This window comes from Paenibacillus aceris, from assembly GCF_017874035.1.
In the GTDB taxonomy this organism is placed as follows: domain Bacteria; phylum Bacillota; class Bacilli; order Paenibacillales; family NBRC-103111; genus Paenibacillus_E; species Paenibacillus_E aceris.
Map to the genome: position 1 here is coordinate 272356 of NZ_JAGGKV010000002.1, position 20670 is coordinate 293025.

Here is a 20670-nt window from a genome sequence, read left to right on the forward strand (position 1 = left end):
AGGAGGAATGTTCGATGTCCACAACTTTATCCCAAGCCAAAATTGCCTTTGTAGGCGCCGGCTCCATGTCGGAAGCCATCATCCGGGGCCTGATACAAACCAAGGTAGCCAATCCGCAAAATGTGTATGTCATGAACCGTTCAGATCAAGACCGCTTAGCATTTTTACGCTCTGAATATGGTCTGCAAGCCACTTCCGATCCGGCTGTGAAAGAAACTTTCCTGCGCGAAGCCGATGTGGTCGTACTCTGCATGAAGCCCAAAGACGTAGTGACGGCCTTCGCGGATCTTCAGCCGCTTTTGAATGAAGGTCAACTTCTCGTTTCCGTGATCGCCGGCCTCTCGATTGCCAAGATCGAGGCGCTGTTGGAATCGAATATGCCGATCGCAAGAACGATGCCGAACACATCCTCTACGATTGGATTGGGAGCTACAGGAATGAGCTTCTCCACAAAAGTTAATGATACATTCAAGCAGCTCGCAACCCAAATGTTCGAAGCTGTGGGTATCGTTTCCATCGTTGAGGAAGAGAAGCTTGAAATACTTACGGGGGTATCCGGCAGCGGTCCTGCTTATGTCTACTATTTCATGGAAGCAATGATCAAAGCAGGAATTGAAGGCGGTCTGACTGAAGAGGATTCCCGTCAATTAACGCTTCAAACCGTACTCGGAGCCGCTCATATGGTTCAGCATACCCAGGAAGATCCGGCTGAGCTTCGCCGTAAAGTAACATCGCCAAATGGGGCTACGCAAGCTTCCATTGAAATGCTCGATCGCTACCAGTTTACGGAAGCTGTTGCCAAGGCTGTATTCCGCTCCGCGGAACGTGCCAAAGAAATGGGCGAGCAAATCGCGGCGCCAAGTCCCGTAAGTAAATTGTCCTAAATGATTGAGGTCTTATTCTAGTAAAGCAGGTGAGCGTTTTCGATGAGTGCATATTGTTTAGCCACATATCGGAGTTTCGATGAGAAAGCCGATTTTCATAAAAAAGCGACAGGCATTGCTGTCGGCTTGACGGTCGGCTCCTGGACGGAGCTGCCGGAGGCGCAAAAAGCGCAAATGGAGAAACATCTGGGGAAAGTCGTTTCCGTTGAGGTTCACGAGCCTGCCCCAGGAGAGTCTAGTTCTAACCGCTATGCCGATATTACGATTGCTTATCCCGATGTTAATTTCAGCAGAGACATTCCTGCGCTGTTAGTCACCGTGTTCGGCAAGCTGTCGATGGACGGCAAAATTAAGCTCATTGACCTAAAGTTCTCAACTGATTTCCTCTCCGGATTCGCGGGACCGAAATTCGGTATGCAAGGCGTGCGCGACGTCCTTGGCGTGCATGACCGCCCGCTGCTGATGAGCATCTTCAAATCCGTTGTCGGCTATGAACTCCCGGCGCTGCGCGAACAATTTTATTTGCAAGCGGCAGGCGGCGTAGATCTCATTAAAGATGATGAAATCTTATTTGAGAATCCGTTGACTCCGCTTGAGAAACGGATTGAGATTTGTATGGAGGCAGCTGAACAAGCCTCCAAAGAAACCGGTCAGAAGCTGCTGTACGCCGTGAATTTGACCGGCCCTACTTCAAAGCTGGCCTCCCAAGCCAAAAAAGCGATTCGGGCAGGAGCTAACGCCCTGTTGTTCAACGTTTTAGCTTACGGCTTCGATGTCCTGCATGAACTGAGCGCTGATCCGGAAATTACGATTCCGATTATGGCGCATCCAGCCATGGCAGGCGCAACGTATCCTTCACCGCATTACGGGATCTCCCCTTCTGTGCTGCTAGGTAAATTGATGCGATTAGCTGGAGCCGATCTAGTGCTATTCCCTTCTCCTTACGGTTCTGTGGTCATGCCAAGAGAAGAAAACCTAGCAATTAAACATGTGTTGCTGACAAATGATCTACATAACGATTACAGCTATAATGCATCAGCAGATGCACAACTAAAGCTAGCCGCTTCCTTCCCTGTGCCGTCAGCCGGTATACATCCTGGCCTGGTACCTCTCATCCTGAGAGATTTCGGCCAAGACGTCATCGTGAATGCTGGCGGAGGCATTCATGGACATCCGCTTGGCACAATCGCCGGAGGTAGAGCTTTCAGACAAGCAATCGATGCAACTTTGCAAGGTATTCAGCTTCGCGATTACGCCCAAACACATCCAGAATTGCAATCAGCTATTGACACTTGGGGGATTAGAGAATGACTAAGGAACGTATCATTTTTTGCGATTTTGACGGTACCATTACTGTGAATGATAACATCGTGGCCATCATGAAGCATTTTAATCCAGCAGGATGGGACGCGATTGTGGAACGCATTTTGGATAAAAGCATTTCAATCCGTCAAGGTGTCGGCGAAATGTTCGCCCTGCTGCCAACGTCGCGCAAAGATGAAATTGTTGAATACGCCATCGGGAATGCCGTTATCCGGGATGGCTTCAAGCAATTTGTGGATTACTGCAAAGAGCAAAACATCAAGCTTTTGATCACTAGCGGAGGCATCGATTTCTTTATTTACCCGCTTCTGAAGCCTTTCCCGATTCCACATGAGCACATTTACTGCAATGCCTCTTCATTTGAAGGCAGTGTCATAGAAATTTTATGGCCAAATCAATGTGATGAGCATTGTCAAACAGACTGCGGTATGTGCAAAACGAGCATTATTCGCTCCTATGATGCCAATCGGTATGAGCGGATCATCATTGGGGATAGCATTACAGATTTCGAAGGAGCTAAGCTGGTAGATACCATTTTTGCACGCTCCCATCTTGTCGATATGTGTGAGAAGCTGGGGTACGCTTATTACCCATTCGATAACTTCTTCGATATTATGAAGCAATTGGAGGCTGAACCTGTAGCATGAGCATTTTACTGGAAGAGAAACAACGCGCTTTTGCCGAGCTGCGTGACATTAAAGCCAATCTAGCGGCAAGAGGTTGGTTCCCTGCGACTAGCGGCAATTTATCCGTACGTGTAGGCAGCTTCGATCCTGAACAATTCACGTTCGCCATTACATCCAGCGGCAGAGATAAATCCGTGCAAACACCGGAGGATTTCCTGCTTGTGAATGAAAAAGGGGTGGCTACGGAAGCCACTAGCCTAAAGCCATCGGCTGAAACGTTAATCCATAGCGAAATTTATCGTTTGACTGGCGCCGGCGCTATTTTTCATGTGCATACGATTTTCAATAATTTGATTTCCGAATTATATGGGGAGCGTAAGAGCATTCCTGTCAAAGGTGTTGAGCTTATCAAAGCGTTTAACATTTGGGAGGAAGATGCTCAAATCGAGATTCCGGTTCTACCGAACTATGCGGAAATACCTCGTATCGCCGCGCTCGTGGAAGATGCCATCATTCCCCGAATTCCAGGCATTGTACTGCGCAATCATGGCATTTATGCATGGGGTGCAAACAGCTTTGAAGCTAAACGTCATTTGGAAGCTTTCGAATTCCTTTTTGAATATGTGTACCGCTCTCATTTGCTGAACAAAGGCTTGTAGTTCCTTTATAACGCATAAAATACACAAAGCCAAGCTCTCCCTCCATGGGCGAACTTGGCTTTGGTCTGTCTTCAACCAATGCAATAAAAAACGTCCTATCTTCCTCGTGAGAAGATAGGACGTTTTTTATATTATCTCGATTGCCTGAAACGCTGCGAATATTCCTTCGCTTGATCCACGGTGCCGACCCGATTGCGGCTCCATTCCAGCAGGATCCGGTCAATATAACGGAAGTGAACCTTGCCGGCGAACACAGCTTCCTTCAGTGCCGTCATGATGAGCTCTTCCTTGTATTGATCCTTGTCCAGCCAACCGCTGATCGTCTCCAGCTCCATCGGTGTTAACGGACGGGCAAACTCTTTCTCGAACGTGGTGAAAATATTTCTTGCACCCTCATCGGATTGCACAGGGGTGCGGACAGCTGATAATTTGGCCATCTCCTGCTCAGCTGCCTGTTTAGCTAGCTTACGATATAGCGGTGTAAGATTATATCGCTCGCTGCGAATCCCCGTTGTCGCGTCCATCTCTTCGTCAATCGAGATGAACTGCTCGTGGATCAATTTCTGCAAGCCCGCGATTACGAAATCAGGAGATGCGGACATGCGGGATTGAATCTCATCGGTGGTTGGGAATTCATACTTTTCCTTCTCCAGAAAGGAAATGAGATGGATTAGCGTCATGACCTCGATTTCGCTTAACTGAAGGGCACGATAGTTTTTCAGCAGAAGAAGCGGTATCGCAACACTGCCTTCCTGGATGCTGGCCAACAGGACCGCTTCAATTTGCTGCTGTGTAATGAACGGTTTACTCATCCGGTCTCCTTTCTACCTTTGGTTGATAAATGGATTACGGATATAGACGGTATAGCAAACGTGGGAACGGAATCGTTTCGCGAACGTGATCTAATCCGCAAATCCACGCAACGGTACGCTCAAGTCCAAGACCGAAACCGGAATGCGGCACTGTCCCGTATTTCCGAAGGTCGAGATACCATTGATACGCCTCTTTTGACAGATCATGCTCTTTAAAGCGTTGTTCCATTAACTCCGGATCATCAATCCGCTGACTGCCTCCGATAATTTCTCCGTAGCCCTCAGGTGCAATCATATCCGCACAAAGCACAACCTCAGGTCGGCTAGGATCCGGCTTCATGTAAAAGGCTTTAATTTCGGTTGGCCAATGCGTGATGAACACAGGTGTTTCATACTCAGCAGCAATCGCTGTCTCATGCGGCGCTCCGAAATCCTCGCCCCACTCGAATTCATGACCGTTCTTTTGCAGGAACTCCACCGCTTGATCATACGTAATTCGCGGGAAAGAGCCTTTAATTTTCTCCAGCTTGGACGTGTCGCGCTCTAAAGTTTCAAGTTCTTGCGCACAATTTTTAAGCACGGTTTGAACAATATGGGATACGAATTGCTCCTGAACTTCCAAGTTTTCGGCATGGTCCACGAACGCCATTTCCGGTTCGATCATCCAGAATTCAATGAGATGTCTTCTTGTCTTCGATTTCTCTGCCCGGAACGTAGGACCGAAAGAATACACTCGGCCAAGCGCCATCGCAGCCGCTTCCATATACAGCTGACCGCTTTGCGTCAGGAAGGCATCCTCATCAAAATATTTGGTGTGGAACAAATTCGTCGTGCCTTCACAGGAGGAAGGAGTTAGAATTGGCGGATCCACCAAATGGAAGCCTCGGTCATTGAAAAATTGTTGAACGGCTTGAATAATTTGCGCACGAATGACGAGTACTGCGCGTTGGCGCGGACTCCGAATCCACAGATGACGGTTATCCATCAAGAAATCAACGCCGTGTTCTTTCGGTGTAATCGGGTATTCTTCAGTTACTTGAATGATCTCTACGCCAGTGACATCAAGCTCAAAGCCGCCCTTACTGCGTGTATCCTCTTTCACTTTGCCTGTTATGTACAGAGAGCTTTCCTGTGTTAGCTTGGAAGCGGCTTCCCAGACATCTTCAGCTACTTCGCTTTTTACCACAACGCCTTGTATATATCCTGAACCGTCTCTAAGTTGTAAAAATTGAATTTTACCGCTAGACCGTTTCTTGTTTAGCCAACAGCCAATTGTAACTGACTCGCCGACATGATGTTTTACTTCACCTATCGTACTTTTCATACTTGTTTAGTACCTCCTTGAGTTTTCGTACGAACTATCTTACAGCTATCATGCACCTGAAATTTCCGGCGCTTTTCTATTGTACACTATTTTGCACAAAGATTCAGTCTGGGGCAGTCTGAACCAAATGATAAGTGTCCCTTGCGATGATCCATTCTTCATTCGTTGGTATGACTAGAACTTGCACTTTGGCGTTTATCGTTGTAATGCGCCGCTCCTGCCCTCTCCCTGACCGATTCGCTGCTTCATCGAACTCCACGCCGAGGTAAGTCAGGTGCTCGCAAACTCTTTTTCGTAAAATCTCCGAATTCTCGCCAACGCCGGCCGTAAATACAATCGCATCGACGCCATTCATTGCCGCGGCGTAAGCTCCGATGTATTTCCGCAAGCGATACTCGTACATCTCGAAGGCCATCGAGGCGTTTCTATCCCCCGCTTCCATCGCTTCCGTAATCTCCCGCATATCGCTGGAGATGCCCGAGATCGCTTGGAGCCCGCTGTGCTTATTCAGCATCGAGGAGATCTCTCCAAGCGTCAAATCTTCCTTTCCCATTGCATAGGGCACGATAGCAGGATCCAAATCGCCGCTGCGCGTGCCCATCATCAGACCCTCGAGCGGAGTCATCCCCATGCTCGTATCCACCGATTTGCCGCCCAGTATGGCGGCGCAGGAAGCTCCGTTACCGATATGACAGGTAATGAGCTTCAACTGCTCCAGCGGGCGTCCCAGGAAGGCTGCGGCGCGCTCGCTCACATAGTTGTGCGAGGTGCCGTGAAAACCGTAGCGGCGCACCTTGTGCTTCCGGTACAGAACCATCGGTACCGGGTAAAGGTAGGCTTGCGCCGGCATGGACTGATGGAAGGCCGTGTCGAAGACAACAGCCTGCGGGACGTCCGGCATGTTGGCCTCCACAGCCGAAATGCCGAGCATGTGCGCTGGGTTGTGCAGCGGCGCCAAATCAAAAAGGCGCTTGATCTCCTGCTTAACCTCGTGGTTCACGAGGACGGAGCTCTTGAAGCTTTCACCGCCGTGCACAACGCGGTGACCGACGGCGCTGATCTCCGCCGTTGACGAGAGCACGCCGTGCTCAGGATGAACGAGCAGTGCCAGCACTTTGCGGATTGCTGTCGTATGCTCCAAAATTTCGCTTACCTCGTGAACCTCAGCTTTGCCTTTCGGCTCATGCACCAAGATCGCGGTTTCCATCCCGATCCGCTCAACTCTGCCCTTCGCCAGAACCGTCTCGTCTTCCATTTGAAAAAGCTGATATTTGAGCGACGAGCTCCCCGCATTAATGACGAGAATATTCACAAACGGTCACCATCCTTGTCGTAAAGGAAAAATCCTTCTCCCGTTTTGACACCCAAATGACCGGCACGCACCATTTTCTTCAACAGAAACGATGGCCGGTACTTAATGTCTCCATAATCGCGAAACATCCCTTCAAGTGCATCGTGCACAGCATCCAAACCGAATCTGTCGCACATCTCAAGAGGGCCATATTTAAAATCATAGCCGATTTTCATTGCTGTATCGATATCCTCGGCGGATGCCACGCCCTCTGAGAGCGTGTGCAAGGCTTCATTGATAAGTGTGCATATCAGTCTTGTCGTGATGAAACCAGGCGACTCATTGACTTTAATGCCTTTCTTATGGATAAGTTCATCCACGAAACGTCTCGTTTGCTCAAAGGTTTCATCCGACGTTTTCATCGCTCGGATGATCTCAACAAGATTTACTTTTGCAACCGGATGTAGAAAGTGAAGCCCGATCACCCGCTGCGGATTGGTTGTAACAGCTGCGATTTCAGTCACGCTGAGCGTAGATGTATTGGATGCCAAAATAATAGATGGATTGCAAATTTGATTTAATTGGAAGAAGACGTGTTTTTTAGCATTTAAATCTTCCGTGATTGTTTCTATAACCATATCGCAAGAAGCCATGTCTTCCAGAGAATCCGCTTTCTTTATTTTTGCTAAAATAAGCTTTTTCTCCGTTTCCGTCAAAGCCCATCGTTCAATTTGTTTATCTAAACTGACCTGGATCTGTTCCAGGGCTCGATCGAGCTTTTCTGCTGTTTTCTCTACAAGCAACACGTCAAGGCCACAAGCTGCAAGCATTTCAGAAATGCCTTGGCCCATCGTGCCTCCGCCAACTACACCAATCGTTTTGAAAACCATGCCAAATTTCTCCTTCTGTAAGGCTCATTCTTATCATTCACAACCAGATCGCATTGCAACCTCGGAAAACCCACACTAATCATACAATTTTTGTTTCCAAATTTCATTAACAGTCACAAAACATTGCGGAACCTTTACGAGCTCTGACACAATTGCATATAAAACAGGACCTAGACCGTGCCTTATTACACCTCTTTTAGACAATACAAAAAGCAGGGTTGTTTCTAAAGTAGAATATCTACTCTCGAAACAAACCCTACCTATTTTAAGCACTTTGTGATACAGACGCATCGAACAGCTTGCGAAACGTATCGCCGGAAATAACTTCTTCCCGCATCAATATCGCGAAGGAATGATCAAATACGCCCCGTTGTTGTTCTAGCAGCGACTTCGTACTCATCATGAGAGCATCAAGAATAGCCGTATTCTCTTTCATCAATTGATCCTTCGTCACCATCTCACGATCAATGATACCAAGCGATGTGAGGCCGGAATCCATCATATTACGGACCATGGAGAGCGCCTGCTCAAAATCGTTCCTCGATCCTGTGCTACGGCCGCCATAGAAAATTTCTTCTGCCGCGGCGCCGCCTAAAGCGATCATGATTTGCTGTTCAATATAATCCTTCGTGTACAAATAATGATCCTTCGGCGGGTTATGTCGCACATAACCGAGCGCCTTCCCGCGCGGACTCACCGTTACCTGTGACACAGAGCCGGGACGTACAAGTTCAGCAATGATCGCATGACCCAGTTCATGATAAGCGACTCGCTCTTTCTCATCCTGCGCGGTCTCCTTATCCGTCCGCTCACCCATCATGATTTTATCAATCGCAGATGCCAAATGATGCTGCTCGATTGCCTTTTTATCCTCACGCATCGCATAAATGGCTGCTTCATTCAGCACACCTTCCAATTGCGCACCCGAGAAACCGAACGTTTGTTCTGCCACCGTATCCAGGGAAACTTCACCCGCTAACGGCTTATTTTTCACATGAATATCCAAAATGGAAAGTCGGCCTTTCTTATCCGGCAAATCCACCTCAATATGACGGTCAAAACGTCCCGGACGAAGCAGCGCGCTGTCCAGCATTTCTTTCCGGTTCGTCGCGGCCATAATCAGAATGCGTGGCGCATCGTTCGTATGAATACCGTCCATCTCTGTCAACAACTGGTTTAGCGTTTGGTCATACTCACGCTGTTGACCGCCATCCCGCTTACCGCCGATCACATCGATCTCATCGATGAAAATAATCGCGTTATCTTTGCCTTCTTTTACTGCGCGAGTTCTTGCTTCCTTAAAGAGATCGCGAACACGGCTTGCCCCAACGCCGACATACATCTCAACAAATTCACTGCCTGAGGCAGCTAAGTAAACGGAATTCGTATAGTGAGCTGCCGCTTTTGCCATTAGCGTCTTGCCTGTCCCCGGAGGACCGGTGAGCAATATGCCTTTGAGCGGACGAATGCCAAGCTTTTTAATTTCTTCATGCTTTATCAAAAAATCGAGTGCTTCCGTCAATTCTTTCTTTGCACGATCCTGCCCGCCAATTTCGTCAAAAGTCAGAAAAGCTGGCGTTCGGTTTTTACTTTTACGGTCACCGCCACCACCAGAAGAAATGCCTACTCCGCCGCGGCCTCTGATCATATAAAACAACGAAACCCCTAATACGCCAACGAACAAAATAGGAATGACATTGACACCTAAGAATGCTAAGAAAACAAGCAATACCGGAATAAACCCAATCCCAATCTCTTTATAAATTTTACTCATTCGGCCACACTCCTATCTGCGAGTTTCTAGGAAGCATGATGAATTTTGTGGCATCACCATCTGTCAATCGAATATACACATACGTTTGATCCATTTCACTTTCGACTTTCATATTCGGCATGTCAGCGGCATACTTTTGAAGCGTTGCAGGAATGTCTGCATAATGTTTTGTTTCCATCGCTTGCGCTACTTCAAATAAAGCTTTGGACCACCACTGATCAAGCTTCTCTGACGGATTATCCTTCACATGAATATTTACGGTACGTTTACCGATAATCGATGCACCATCCTTGTTAATACGTTCAACAACCGTTCTTAAATTAGCGTCTCCCTTTAAATCAACTTCTATATCAACACGATCTTTGTCCAATTTCATTGTCGAGCTGCTCACTCCGGGAACTTTACTAATGATATCCGATAATGGATTTTCCATTGCAAAACTTGTATATGCGAACCAGCCTCCGAATAATACGCCGGCAGAAATAATTACACTCAATACGACAGGTAAGAGACGTAGCTTCATCAGTCAACGTCCCCCTTTCTCGATATATTATGTTTCGTCCTCGTCTATACACAAAGTATATCACGCGATATATATATTAGCCTTATGAAATGAGTGGAAACAAGAAAACTCAGCCTACTGCAGGCTGAGTCTGTACGTATCAATATAAGATCCATCTTTAAATTTGTAATAATCATAAAAATGTCTTGTGCCGCTATCGTCAATCTTTTTGTAAAACACTTCCCAGACATATTCCTGACCTAGTTTCCCCGGCATAATCCGATCAATCTCGACACCAGGATATTTCTTCATGACTGCATCCCGAATTTGGTCTTGCGTGAAGCCTTCTGACGCCATTTCCGTATGGACATCTTTATCCGAAACCCAGACGATCACGCCTTGACCTAATTTGTCTTCTCCGTAAACGATGCGAAACGGCTCGTCCCCATAAAAGAAATCCACGTTATCAGCTTTCGTCATGATACTTTTTTCAAAAGCAATTTCTACCGCGGTGCGCTTGCTGTCCCAATGTGCGTTTTGCACATTTAAATAGAAACGGCTGAGCACAACGCCAAGCGTCAAAATAATAAAAACCCCGAAAACGATAATTCTCGTTCGCTTTGCACTCATGAGCGCCGCTCACCTCCCCAGACGAACTGCCGGCACCTGCTTAACCAATTAATTTGTCAAAGCACAGTTCAAACTCGCGTTTAATTTTTTCTTCATCCATCGTTAAGCATTCCCCTTTGCGAACAAGCCATTTGCCATCGACACAGACATCAACAACATCCTTGGCGCATGCGGAGTAAACTACGTGAGAAACAAAATCTGTTTTTGGCAAGAAGTGCGGCTGATCGATATCGAGCGCGATAAAGTCCGCTTTCATGCCTGGCTGCAGCAACCCGACGTTATCTAACCAAACGGATTCCGCCCCCATTTTCGTGCCCAGCAGGAGTGCCTCTGCCGCAGGTACAGCTAGCGGATCACCGGAAACGCCTTTGTGAATTAACGCAGCAAGTCTCATTTCTTCAAACATATCCAAATTATTGTTGGAAGCTGCTCCATCTGTCCCTAGCGATACTTTCACACCTGCGCGAAGCAGTTCCGGTACACGGGCAACGCCGCTTGCAAGCTTCAAGTTGCTGCCAGGATTGTGAGAAACACGAACATCATACTGCTTAAGAACATTTATTTCTTCATCTGTTAAGTGCACGCCATGCGCTACGAGCGTTGGTCTGCTGAACACGCCGATTTTTTCTAAATGTGCAACCGGACGTAAACCATATTGATCCACATTGCCTTGAACCTCGCGGCTTGTCTCTGACATATGAGTATGAATCGGCAAATTCAAATCGTGGGCTGCCTGGACGATACGTTCAATGTAATCAGGTGGACATGTATAAGGTGCATGCGGAGACATCATCGTTGTAATTCTACCATTTGCAGAATCATGCCAGCTTTTCGCAAACTCAACAGCCTCATTCAGCTTAGCTGTCTGTACATCAGGCGGGCACAATCCGATTACACCGCGGGCAAGAACCCCGCGCATTCCTGATTCCTCTACAGCCTTTGCCACTTCATTCATATGGTCATACATATCAACGAAGGTTGTAGTTCCGCCTTTCATCATTTCCAGAATGGAGAGACTAGTCCCCCATTTTACATCCAACGCGCTAAATTTAGCTTCCATTGGCCACATTTTCTCTTCCAGCCAGATTTGCAGCGCTAAATCATCCCCATATCCTCTCAAAAGCGACATTGCAGCGTGCCCATGCGTATTAACGAGTCCTGGCATGTACAGCTTATTGGTTCCATCGATGACTTCATCGTAATTTTCCTTTGGTTCAGGAGCTTCTTCGCCGATATATGTAATAAGATCGCCCTCTATGACCATGCAGCCTTTAATCGATGATTTGCCTTTAATAGTAGTAATAAAATGGCCGTTCATAATTAATGTTTTTTTCATACTAAAAAACCCTCTCTATGCTCATTCTAAGTTAAACACTGCTTTTTAAACTTTACATCTTCAAGCTTGTAAAATCAAGGAAGCCTGTCATGTTAAGAAAATGTAAAATGTCACGGAATTTTGGTTGCTTTCGGTCCAATTATTATGATATTTTTATCTTCGTGAGTTTTTTCTACAATTTGGTCTGTTTATCTCATAAATTCGATCAAAATCTTGTACATATAGTAAAAACTAGGAGGCTAATATGACAACATTATTCACAAAAAAGAATGAAGTAGATTTCTTGCAACTGCTCATCCGCGCCGCAGAGAATGCACTTCAAACTGCTCAGCTGTTTCGCACAGCCATGATGGGTGATAAACCCCCTGTAGACTACGTGAAGGCGATTCACGATTTAGAACATGCAGGTGACTCGATTACCCACGAAATTTTTAAAGGATTGAACAAGGTTTTCATTACGCCGATCGATCGTGAGGACATCATGGTTCTTGCCTCCAAAGTGGATGATGTCACCGATGGAATTGAAGCTACAATCGCCCGGTTTGACTACCTGAACGTCTCGCATACAGATTCTTATATGAAAGACTTCTCGGCTGTCATCGTTGATTCCTGCCAACATATGCTTGATGCCTTCAAACTGCTTGCGAAGAAGAAATATATGCAGATTCCTGAGCACACCGTTGCTATTAACTCCCTCGAAAATGATGGCGATCGCTTAATGCGTGAAGGAATTCGCCAAATCTTCATCACTCGCAAAGACCCCTATGAGGACTTTAAATTGAAAGAAATTTACGAGCGCTTGGAAGAAACAACAGACGCTTGCGAAGACGTAGCCAATATCCTAGACAGCGTAGTACTTCGTTATTCATAAGACTTTTGTGGTCCATGCATACGAAGATCGTTTTCCGAATGGAAAGCTCTTAGGAGGAAATCATGTTAACTTATTTAATCGTTATCGTTGCACTAGCCTTACTCTTTGATTTCATTAATGGATTTCACGATACAGCCAACGCGATCGCGACTTCTATCTCTACTCGCGCGCTTAGTCCTCGGGTAGCAATCGCTATGGCAGCTACTCTTAACTTTATTGGGGCGATGGTTTCCTCGAAAGTTGCGAAAACCGTTGGTGGAAGCATTGCCAACCCTGCCAAAATTGAGAACGGCGTTGAAATCGTGATTGCTGCCCTGCTTGCAGCCATTATATGGAACCTGCTAACATGGTATCTCGCTATTCCTTCTTCCTCTTCTCACACGCTGCTCGGCGCTCTGGCCGGTGCGGTTATCGCTGGAGCTGGAGTACATTCAGTAAACTGGAGCGGCTTTACACAGATCATTATCATTTTGATTCTGTCTCCTATCATTGCCTTCGCACTTGGTTACGTCATTATGATCTTGATCAAATATATTGTGATATGGTCCGGAAATAAATCGAGATCCAAGCTCAACCGCGTTTTCCGGACCTTGCAGATCCTCTCTGCAGGCTTACTTTCTTACTCGCATGGCGGAAATGATGCACAGAAAGCAATGGGAATTATCGTGTTTGGTCTGGTTGCTGCCGGTGTGCAAACGGATTTGAATGTCCCCCTCTGGGTAAAGATTTCAGCGGCATTGGCAATGGGTCTTGGCACCTCGATCGGCGGATGGAAAATCATTAAAACCGTATCCGGTAAAATTGTTAAAATTGAGCCGATTAACGGTTTTGCATCGGACCTGACATCGTCACTCGTCATTCAGTTCTCGACCCATATCGGTAAACCATTGTCAACAACTCATGTTATCTCCTCGGCCATTATCGGGACAGGCAGTGTTATGCGTTTCCATGAAGTTCAGTGGGGAACCGTCAGCCGCATGCTGATCACATGGGTAATTACGATTCCGATCTCTATCGCGCTTGCCTACTCGATTTACTTCCTTATATTCAGACTTATCTTCTAAAGAAAAACAAAAAGAACCTGGCCATTGTTACATGAGCCAGGTTCTTTATTTTTAATCTAATCCAGATAATAGGCCAAGCTTTGCAATTCCGTTGTAAAGTCTGCATAATGCACTCTAACTTCAGACGGAACCTTGATGATGACAGGAGCGAAGTTCAGTATAGCTTCAATGCCGCAGTCTACGAACTGATTGGCCACATTTTGAGCCTCGTCCGCAGGCACTGTAATGATGCCAATACGAACACCTAGCTCCGATAAAACAGCTTTCATCTCGCCCATCGGTTGAACCTTCAGATTATTGATGGTCTCCCCTGCTTTACTGGGCATAGCATCGAATACAGCGACAATTTTCATATCGTTTCGCAAATAAGTATTATAATTGCACAATGCGCGGCCAAGATTTCCCGCTCCGACTAGAGCGACTTGAATATGCCGGTCAAGCTTGAGAATCTGTCTAATCTTCTCGATCAAGTAGGCGATATCATAACCGATGCCCTTTTTACCGAACTCCCCGAAATAGGCCAAATCCTTACGAATCTGAGCAGGATTCAAATCAAGCTTTTGACCCAAATCCTGCGAGGATACCGTTGCCACATTTTTCATGGCAAGCTCGTTCAGAAAACGAAGGTAGATGGGCAGCCTGCGAACAACCGCCTCTGATATTTTTTGTGATTTCATTTCTGCGCCTCCCCCATCCACTGCTCAATCCTTGTTAACATTTGTTCGGTTTTCATATGTTCTATTTTGGGTCCGGGCAGTGAATAGAGGAAATGCTTGCCATAAAAGGTTTCAATAACGCGGGTATCATAAATAATCACAATGCCTTTATCCGAAGCGCGCCTTACAAGCCGGCCAAAGCCTTGTTTGAAGCGAATGACCGCCTGAGGCACGGAAAATTTCATAAACGGGTTTTCGTTGCGCTTTTTGATATTTTCGCATTTGGCTTCAACGAGCGGATGATTCGGAGGTTGAAACGGCAAACGAATAATAGCCAAACAGCTTAGCGCGTCGCCTGGGATGTCAACACCTTCCCAGAATGAGCTAGTGCCCAGCAGGACGCACATTTTGTTATCTTGGAACATACGGGTAAGCTTGCTGCGATTGCCGCTGTCAACCCCTTGACCGAGCACTGTAATGCCGTACGGCTTCAAATAGTCTTTCATCCCGGCGTAAATCTGCTTAAGCATCCGATTCGAAGTAAACAAAATGAGCATTCGGCCTTTGGTCACGATAGCTACATCACTGAGCGATTCAATGAGCGACGCGATGAAAACAGGATCGCCGGCTCCTTTAATCGTCGGAAAATCCCTAGGGATGACCACCAAAGCTTGCTCCCGATAATTAAACGGGGAAGGCAGCTGAACCGTTTTGAGCTTGCCGCTCTCTTCATCTTGCGGGATAACCAGCCCCAACTGATCGGCTGAATACTGGAATGACTTATTCACGGACAAGGTCGCTGATGTCATGATAATGCTGTCTTTGGTCTCAAAGAAATGCTGCTGAAGCAAGCCGCTCACATCGGTCGGAACCGAGATAAGCTGAAGCGATTTCGCTTTCGCATAGGTCCCCGCTTCCATCCAGTATACATAGCCTTCATCCGCCATTTTCATAAAGAAGTGCAGCGCATCCCGATGCTCATACAGCTCTTTCACAGTCCCGTTAAGGTCCGTAACTAAGCCTTGAACGCCAAAAACCTCCTGATGCTCCTTCACATCGCTCAACAATTTATCCAGCGTGCGAAGCAAATCATTCGCATTCAAATAAATATTATCTTCCATAGTCATCAGCTCGTGCCAATTGTCAGGCAATGTCTCTGGCTTCATTCGCAACACATAGGTGGAATTCTCCGTTTGAGACGGATCGCTTCTGGATGTGAGAAGCTCATAGAGCAATTCGCTTAGCCGTTCCCAATCTTCTTTCATTTGCACTATTTTTGGGAAAAGACTATCGATCGAGTGACTCCATACTGCTGCACGCTCCTGCTGCTCATCTGATTTCTGCAGACGAAACCTCAGCATCGGTAATTGACCGCTTCTATTGTCTTTGTATAGCCAAGTTAACGAATGATACATCGCAGAGGAGTGTAGTTCAATTCCCAAATGTTTGGAGGCTACTTCCTCAAAATGATGTGCCTCATCAATCACAAGGTGCTTGTAAGCCGGCAGAAGGCGGTTCTCCGCTTTCATATCTGTGAACAGGAGGGAATGGTTCGTGATGATCACATCAGCCGTATTGGCGTCATTGCGGGCGCGGTGATAGAAGCATTTTTTGTACCATGGACACATGCGATTCAAGCAAGAGTCCGTATCACTGGCAACGGAGTACCAGAATTGAGCGCCTTTATTCCCAAAATGCAGCTCTTCTTCATCTCCGTGCTCCGTCTCGCTTAGCCACACCACCATTTGTGCAGCTGTTATCGGGTCTTCTTTGCCATTCTCATAGTCACGTGTTGTCAGCTTCGTCTCAAACTTGCGCAAGCATAAGTAATGGCTTCTCCCTTTGAGCACCGCGGCTTTGAACGGCACAGGAAATATTTCTTTAAGAAGCGGGATATCGCGCTCCCTGAGCTGCTCCTGCAGATTGATGGTGTGCGTGGAAACCACCACTTTTTTCTCATACTTGATGCCATAATAGAGAGCCGGGATCAAATACCCAAGTGATTTCCCGGTGCCCGTTCCCGCCTCAATCATCAAATGCTGATCGTGCTCCAGGGATTTCTCCACTTCGTAGATCATCTGCTCTTGAGATTCCCGTTCTTCAAAGATCTCGAACTTTTGCTGAAGAGCCGTCTTTAAGCCTGTTTGAAAATGTTTAAAAGATGGCCCTAACCCATCTTCATCCGAAACCGAGCGGATATCCTCCTCATCGCCCCAATCCGTGACATTCAGCGTAAACTGGCGGAAATAACGGTTCGTATCCGTATCAACACTCGTAATCGACTCTTTATATAGACATATTTCTTCCAAAAACCAACCTAAATCGCTGGAGTTATTTTCAAAAATATGCTGTAACCTCTGAACCGTAAGCAGAGGAAGACCTAACAGCCTTTCCAAACAAATAATCCAAATCTCCGCTGTAACCTCCGCGTCACTATCGGCTTGATGCGGTCTTTCATGATCAAGACCAAATAGACCGGCTACCATGCCAAGTTGAAGACTGGAAATGGATGGAAACAATATGCGCAGCATATCCATCGTATCCAGCACTCGGCCTGAAAATGGCGGGTATCCGGTTTTTGTCAGCCCCTTTTGCAAAAAGGAAAGGTCAAAAGCAGCATGGTGAGCGACTAGCACGCAGTCAAACAATAGTGGAAACATATCCGACATCACTTGATCAAGCGTGGGAGCATCCGCTACCATCTCATCCGTAATGCCCGTAAGTGTTGTAATGGAAGAAGGTATACCAATCCCTGGTTTGACCAGAGAAGTATACCTGTCGATAATTTGAAATTGATCTATAATGACCAGTCCAACCTGGATGATTTCATCCGCAGGCTGACTTCCTGTCGTTTCAAAATCCAAAACTGCAAATTTCATGACGTGTATCTTCAATCCCTTCGTCCTGCACTTCTCCTAGCATACCAAATCTTATTAGGAAAAGGGAATACCTAGTTCGTCACTTTGGTTTTAGGATTCGTCCAGATTGATGAGCGGCTCCATACATGACGGGTCGGTATGATACGCTTTTTGAAAATATTCAAACGCTTTTTCCATGTTGTGATTTTGAACCTGTATGCATCCCATAGCATTGTAAGAAATGGCCTTCATCTTCGAATTGTCGGTTAAGGGCAGCAGGAATTTGAAGTGCTGATACGCTTCTCCAAACTCCCCTTTGCGCAAATGCCCCATCGCCAAATAAATTCTTGCCAACAAGAAATCAGGCTGTCTTTGAATCAATACCTCGAACTCTTTGATCGCTTGATCATACATATAAAGCTTGTAGTACCCTTGGCCGCGAACGAATTCATCCGTTTGCTTCCCAGACAGATCGAGATCCATCAGTTCTTTATGAAGGGTTTGGGTACTGATCGGCACGGCCCCATAAAACTTTCCCAGTTTCTCCTCAAAAAGCAGCCATGCCTCGATGAACTCATCGCTCATCGTCTTCAACACTTGTAGTTGCTCGTCAAGCTCCGCTTTTTTCTCCACATCACTATTCGGATATTCCTTTTGGATTTCTTCCAAAACCTCGTTCATTGTGGAAAATAAATGCTTAAACATTTGGCATCCCACCTTTGCTTCGAAAGCTTATCCTCATTCTTTGTAAACAGAGCCGATTTCATGCATGGAAGTCGCCATCTTAAAGGATGGTGGAATGCTCTTCCGCTTTGAGCAATTGCGCTACTTTATTGTTAGTCCCCATGATCGCGACAGTTGGTTGATGTTTCTTAGCTTCCTCGTCAGTCATCATGGCATACGAAATAATAATGACCGTATCTCCAGTCTGAACTAAACGGGCCGCGGCGCCGTTCAAACAAATGACCCCTGTCCCGCGGGGACCGGGAATAATATAAGTTTCCAGGCGTGCGCCGTTGTTGTTGTTCACAATTTGCACTTTCTCATTCGGCAGCATATCGACGAGCTCGAGCAAGTCTTCATCAATCGTAATGCTCCCGATATAGTTCAAATTCGCTTCCGTTACGGTAGCGCGGTGAATCTTGGCTTTCATCATCGTGCGAAACATAAACTTCACTTCCTCAATTGTATAATGACATTATCGATTAGACGTGTTTTACCGAATTTAACGGCAAGAGCAATAATAATGGAATCGATATGATGGCTGTTTTCAAATGGTTCTAAGGTCGGGAAAGTAAGGACCTGCGCATAATCAATGACAGCCAAAGGCGCGGTCGCAATATGGCTGCTTACGAGACTCTCAAGTTCATTTGTTGTGAAATTGATTCGAGATTGTACGAATTCCTTCGCTTTATCCAACGATTGCGAAAGAACTAATGCTTGCTTCCGCTCTTCCTCTGTCAGATACACATTGCGTGAACTCATGGCAAGGCCATCCTTTTCACGCAGGGTTGGACATGGGACAACTTCAACGCCTAGATTCAAATCCTTCACCATCTGCTCAATCACCGCAACCTGCTGTGCGTCTTTGAGGCCAAAGAAAGCTTGGTCAGGCTGTACGATATGAAACAACTTGCTTACGACTGTCGCAACACCGTCAAAATGGCCGGGGCGCGACGCTCCGCAAAGCCGTGATGTAAGACCCGTCACACTTACGTTAGTGCGTATTGGAGTCGGATACATTTCACTTACAGAGGGCATAAAAACAAGATCAGCGCCGGCCGCTTCAGCAACCTGAAGATCTCGCTCCGCGTTGCGCGGATACCGTTCGAAATCTTCTCCTGGGCCGAACTGAATCGGATTGACAAAAATGCTTAATACAACAAGTCCGCTCTGGGACCGGGCTTTGCGCAGCAAACTGGCATGGCCTTCGTGCAAAAATCCCATCGTAGGTACAAACCCTACTGATTCATCATTGTTGCGCCGGTACTCTTTAATGCGAGAACGCAAATCGGCAATCGAATGAATCACTTCCATGGTGTGGATCGTATTCATGGCCGCTCACTACTCCTTATCGCCGTACAAGTATTGAACTACATCGTTATCCATATGAAACGTATTTTCCGGCGCCGGGAACTCCCGCGCTTTCACTTCTTTTACATATTCGCTAATGCCTGCACGAATAGTTTCCCCGATATTCGCATAACTTTTTACAAACTTTCTGGGAGCACTGTCAGAACCATACTGAAGAAGATCGTGGTAGACAAGCACCTGACCGTCGCAATGAACGCCTGAACCAATCCCAATCGTCGGAATCGACAGCTGCTTGGTGATCCATTCGGCCAGTTCATCTGTGACCAGCTCCAGAACGATTGCGAATGCTCCCGCTTCTTCAATGGCTTTGGCATCGCTGAGCAGCTTTTCCGCTTGCTCCGAACTGCGGCCTTGTACGCGGAAACCGCCAAGCTGGTGAACCGATTGCGGGGTAAGACCAAGATGTCCGATAACGGGAACGCCTGCCTCTGTAATAGCTTTGACGGTTGCCGCTATCTCCGCTCCGCCTTCGAGCTTCACCGCTTTGGCTCCCCCCTCTTGCATTAACCGGGCGACGCCTTTAAGGGTTGTGTCAAGGCTTCCATGATACGTAAAGAATGGCATATCCGCAACGATAAACGTATTCGAAGCCCCGCGTACCGCCGCCCGTGTATGATAAACCATATCATCGAGCGTCACAGGCAACGTCGAATCATACCCGAGTACAACGTTGCCTAGTGAATCTCCTACGAGGATCACATCAATTCCTGCTTCCTCCGACAACCGGGCAGACGGGTAATCATAAGCGGTTACCATCGTAATAGGCACGCCATCTTGCTTCATTTTTCTCATTCTGGCTGTTGTAAGCGGCTTTCGCTTTTCCATTTGTATCCCAGCTTCCTCATATAAAATAAAAAAACCTTTTAGCTAAGAGCTAAAAGGATCGCGTGCAGAAAGAATCCAATGATCCTTCTGTCTCGGTCCCGTAAGGCTCAGAGCAGAATCCAACATCTTGTTACTCATTATTTGGCTAAAATTAACCCTTGTACTGTGCTTGTATAGCAGCAAGTGCAGTTCCTTTAAGGATACCGCCTCGCTATTCAATTATACCAAACGGAGCTTCCAATTGATACCTT

20 protein-coding genes are annotated in these 20670 nt (G+C 46.7%); 6 read left to right on the top strand and 14 right to left on the bottom strand.

What is annotated here, in order from left to right; genetic code table 11:
- The first annotated feature begins 14 nt into the window (after positions 1-14).
- From proC to J2Z65_RS05415, 4 genes are read left to right on the top strand one after another with little or no spacing between them, the layout of a single operon-like run.
- Positions 15-884, top strand: a complete 870-nt coding sequence (gene proC, locus J2Z65_RS05400; RefSeq protein ID WP_167053891.1) for a pyrroline-5-carboxylate reductase — start codon at positions 15-17, stop codon at positions 882-884.
- 42 nt (positions 885-926) lie between these two features.
- The gene (locus tag J2Z65_RS05405; protein WP_167053889.1) at positions 927-2195 is read left to right on the top strand and encodes a 2,3-diketo-5-methylthiopentyl-1-phosphate enolase; all 1269 of its coding nucleotides are present in this window, start codon (positions 927-929) and stop codon (positions 2193-2195) included.
- Entirely contained in the window at positions 2192-2854 is a 663-nt protein-coding gene (locus J2Z65_RS05410) for a 2-hydroxy-3-keto-5-methylthiopentenyl-1-phosphate phosphatase (protein ID WP_167053887.1), read from the top strand. Before J2Z65_RS05405 ends, J2Z65_RS05410 begins: the two co-directional genes overlap by 4 nt.
- Positions 2851-3492 carry a methylthioribulose 1-phosphate dehydratase gene (locus J2Z65_RS05415; RefSeq protein WP_167053885.1) on the top strand — a complete coding sequence of 214 codons (642 nt, stop codon included), beginning with the start codon at positions 2851-2853 and terminating at the stop codon, positions 3490-3492. The genes J2Z65_RS05410 and J2Z65_RS05415 overlap by 4 nt, the downstream gene beginning before the upstream one ends.
- 131 nt (positions 3493-3623) lie before the next feature.
- On the opposite strand, the gene J2Z65_RS05420 is transcribed toward J2Z65_RS05415, so the two are convergent.
- The 8 genes from J2Z65_RS05420 to J2Z65_RS05455 all read right to left on the bottom strand — a co-directional run bounded on the left by J2Z65_RS05420 (position 3624) and on the right by J2Z65_RS05455 (position 12051).
- On the bottom strand, positions 3624-4304 hold the full coding sequence (locus tag J2Z65_RS05420) for a DnaD domain protein (RefSeq protein WP_167053883.1): 681 nt from the start codon (positions 4302-4304) through the stop codon (positions 3624-3626).
- A gap of 34 nt (positions 4305-4338) precedes the next feature.
- On the bottom strand, positions 4339-5628 hold the full coding sequence (asnS, locus tag J2Z65_RS05425) for an asparagine--tRNA ligase (protein ID WP_167053881.1): 1290 nt from the start codon (positions 5626-5628) through the stop codon (positions 4339-4341).
- A 103-nt stretch (positions 5629-5731) separates the two neighbouring features.
- Entirely contained in the window at positions 5732-6940 is a 1209-nt protein-coding gene (locus J2Z65_RS05430) for an acetate/propionate family kinase (RefSeq protein WP_167053879.1), read from the bottom strand.
- Positions 6937-7809: a 3-hydroxyacyl-CoA dehydrogenase family protein gene (locus J2Z65_RS05435; RefSeq protein WP_167053877.1), complete on the bottom strand. Its 873-nt coding sequence runs from the start codon at positions 7807-7809 to the stop codon at positions 6937-6939. Before J2Z65_RS05435 ends, J2Z65_RS05430 begins: the two co-directional genes overlap by 4 nt.
- Positions 7810-8074: 265 nt before the next feature.
- Positions 8075-9583: an AAA family ATPase gene (locus tag J2Z65_RS05440; RefSeq protein ID WP_167053875.1), complete on the bottom strand. Its 1509-nt coding sequence runs from the start codon at positions 9581-9583 to the stop codon at positions 8075-8077.
- Positions 9576-10106: a hypothetical protein gene (locus tag J2Z65_RS05445; RefSeq protein WP_167053873.1), complete on the bottom strand. Its 531-nt coding sequence runs from the start codon at positions 10104-10106 to the stop codon at positions 9576-9578. Before J2Z65_RS05445 ends, J2Z65_RS05440 begins: the two co-directional genes overlap by 8 nt.
- 114 nt (positions 10107-10220) lie before the next feature.
- Complete coding sequence (locus J2Z65_RS05450; RefSeq protein ID WP_167053871.1) at positions 10221-10715, bottom strand: cell wall elongation regulator TseB-like domain-containing protein; 495 nt, start codon at positions 10713-10715, stop codon at positions 10221-10223.
- A gap of 40 nt (positions 10716-10755) precedes the next feature.
- A complete protein-coding gene (locus J2Z65_RS05455; RefSeq protein WP_167053869.1) occupies positions 10756-12051 on the bottom strand; it encodes an amidohydrolase in 1296 nt (431 codons plus the stop codon).
- A gap of 244 nt (positions 12052-12295) precedes the next feature.
- Between J2Z65_RS05455 and J2Z65_RS05460 the strand changes: the two genes are divergently transcribed.
- Together J2Z65_RS05460 and J2Z65_RS05465 are read left to right on the top strand one after the other, a co-directional pair.
- Positions 12296-12922 (top strand): DUF47 domain-containing protein, encoded by a 627-nt coding sequence (locus J2Z65_RS05460; RefSeq protein WP_167053867.1) that lies wholly within the window; start codon positions 12296-12298, stop codon positions 12920-12922.
- Positions 12923-12984: 62 nt separating this feature from the next.
- Positions 12985-13986 (top strand): inorganic phosphate transporter, encoded by a 1002-nt coding sequence (locus J2Z65_RS05465; RefSeq protein WP_167053865.1) that lies wholly within the window; start codon positions 12985-12987, stop codon positions 13984-13986.
- A 56-nt stretch (positions 13987-14042) separates the two neighbouring features.
- Here the strand turns inward: J2Z65_RS05465 and J2Z65_RS05470 are convergent, their stop codons facing one another.
- The 6 genes from J2Z65_RS05470 to panB all read right to left on the bottom strand — a co-directional run bounded on the left by J2Z65_RS05470 (position 14043) and on the right by panB (position 20419).
- Positions 14043-14663 carry a redox-sensing transcriptional repressor Rex gene (locus J2Z65_RS05470; RefSeq protein ID WP_167053863.1) on the bottom strand — a complete coding sequence of 207 codons (621 nt, stop codon included), beginning with the start codon at positions 14661-14663 and terminating at the stop codon, positions 14043-14045.
- Positions 14660-17521, bottom strand: a complete 2862-nt coding sequence (dinG, locus tag J2Z65_RS05475) for an ATP-dependent DNA helicase DinG (RefSeq protein ID WP_167053861.1) — start codon at positions 17519-17521, stop codon at positions 14660-14662. The genes J2Z65_RS05470 and dinG overlap by 4 nt, the downstream gene beginning before the upstream one ends.
- Before the next feature lie 90 nt (positions 17522-17611).
- Positions 17612-18205: a tetratricopeptide repeat protein gene (locus J2Z65_RS05480; protein WP_167053859.1), complete on the bottom strand. Its 594-nt coding sequence runs from the start codon at positions 18203-18205 to the stop codon at positions 17612-17614.
- A gap of 79 nt (positions 18206-18284) precedes the next feature.
- Positions 18285-18668 (bottom strand): aspartate 1-decarboxylase, encoded by a 384-nt coding sequence (panD, locus tag J2Z65_RS05485; protein ID WP_167053857.1) that lies wholly within the window; start codon positions 18666-18668, stop codon positions 18285-18287.
- 5 nt (positions 18669-18673) lie between these two features.
- Complete coding sequence (gene panC / locus J2Z65_RS05490) at positions 18674-19537, bottom strand: pantoate--beta-alanine ligase (protein ID WP_167054429.1); 864 nt, start codon at positions 19535-19537, stop codon at positions 18674-18676.
- A gap of 27 nt (positions 19538-19564) precedes the next feature.
- Positions 19565-20419 carry a 3-methyl-2-oxobutanoate hydroxymethyltransferase gene (gene panB / locus J2Z65_RS05495; protein ID WP_167053855.1) on the bottom strand — a complete coding sequence of 285 codons (855 nt, stop codon included), beginning with the start codon at positions 20417-20419 and terminating at the stop codon, positions 19565-19567.
- Positions 20420-20670 lie beyond the last annotated feature (251 nt).

Excerpts from the sequence above, each read along its gene's own strand:
- dinG (WP_167053861.1), bottom strand. The coding sequence starts at position 17,521 with ATGAAATTTGCAGTTTTGGATTTTGAAACGACAGGAAGTCAGCCTGCG.
- proC (WP_167053891.1), top strand. The coding sequence starts at position 15 with ATGTCCACAACTTTATCCCAAGCCAAAATTGCCTTTGTAGGCGCCGGC.
- J2Z65_RS05445 (WP_167053873.1), bottom strand. The coding sequence starts at position 10,106 with ATGAAGCTACGTCTCTTACCTGTCGTATTGAGTGTAATTATTTCTGCC.
- J2Z65_RS05470 (WP_167053863.1), bottom strand. The coding sequence starts at position 14,663 with ATGAAATCACAAAAAATATCAGAGGCGGTTGTTCGCAGGCTGCCCATC.
- J2Z65_RS05450 (WP_167053871.1), bottom strand. The coding sequence starts at position 10,715 with ATGAGTGCAAAGCGAACGAGAATTATCGTTTTCGGGGTTTTTATTATT.
- J2Z65_RS05405 (WP_167053889.1), top strand. The coding sequence starts at position 927 with ATGAGTGCATATTGTTTAGCCACATATCGGAGTTTCGATGAGAAAGCC.
- panD (WP_167053857.1), bottom strand. The coding sequence starts at position 18,668 with ATGTTTCGCACGATGATGAAAGCCAAGATTCACCGCGCTACCGTAACG.
- J2Z65_RS05455 (WP_167053869.1), bottom strand. The coding sequence starts at position 12,051 with ATGAAAAAAACATTAATTATGAACGGCCATTTTATTACTACTATTAAA.
- asnS (WP_167053881.1), bottom strand. The coding sequence starts at position 5,628 with ATGAAAAGTACGATAGGTGAAGTAAAACATCATGTCGGCGAGTCAGTT.
- J2Z65_RS05440 (WP_167053875.1), bottom strand. The coding sequence starts at position 9,583 with ATGAGTAAAATTTATAAAGAGATTGGGATTGGGTTTATTCCGGTATTG.
- J2Z65_RS05460 (WP_167053867.1), top strand. The coding sequence starts at position 12,296 with ATGACAACATTATTCACAAAAAAGAATGAAGTAGATTTCTTGCAACTG.
- J2Z65_RS05435 (WP_167053877.1), bottom strand. The coding sequence starts at position 7,809 with ATGGTTTTCAAAACGATTGGTGTAGTTGGCGGAGGCACGATGGGCCAA.
- J2Z65_RS05420 (WP_167053883.1), bottom strand. The coding sequence starts at position 4,304 with ATGAGTAAACCGTTCATTACACAGCAGCAAATTGAAGCGGTCCTGTTG.
- J2Z65_RS05410 (WP_167053887.1), top strand. The coding sequence starts at position 2,192 with ATGACTAAGGAACGTATCATTTTTTGCGATTTTGACGGTACCATTACT.
- J2Z65_RS05415 (WP_167053885.1), top strand. The coding sequence starts at position 2,851 with ATGAGCATTTTACTGGAAGAGAAACAACGCGCTTTTGCCGAGCTGCGT.
- panC (WP_167054429.1), bottom strand. The coding sequence starts at position 19,537 with ATGGAAGTGATTCATTCGATTGCCGATTTGCGTTCTCGCATTAAAGAG.
- panB (WP_167053855.1), bottom strand. The coding sequence starts at position 20,419 with ATGGAAAAGCGAAAGCCGCTTACAACAGCCAGAATGAGAAAAATGAAG.
- J2Z65_RS05480 (WP_167053859.1), bottom strand. The coding sequence starts at position 18,205 with ATGTTTAAGCATTTATTTTCCACAATGAACGAGGTTTTGGAAGAAATC.
- J2Z65_RS05465 (WP_167053865.1), top strand. The coding sequence starts at position 12,985 with ATGTTAACTTATTTAATCGTTATCGTTGCACTAGCCTTACTCTTTGAT.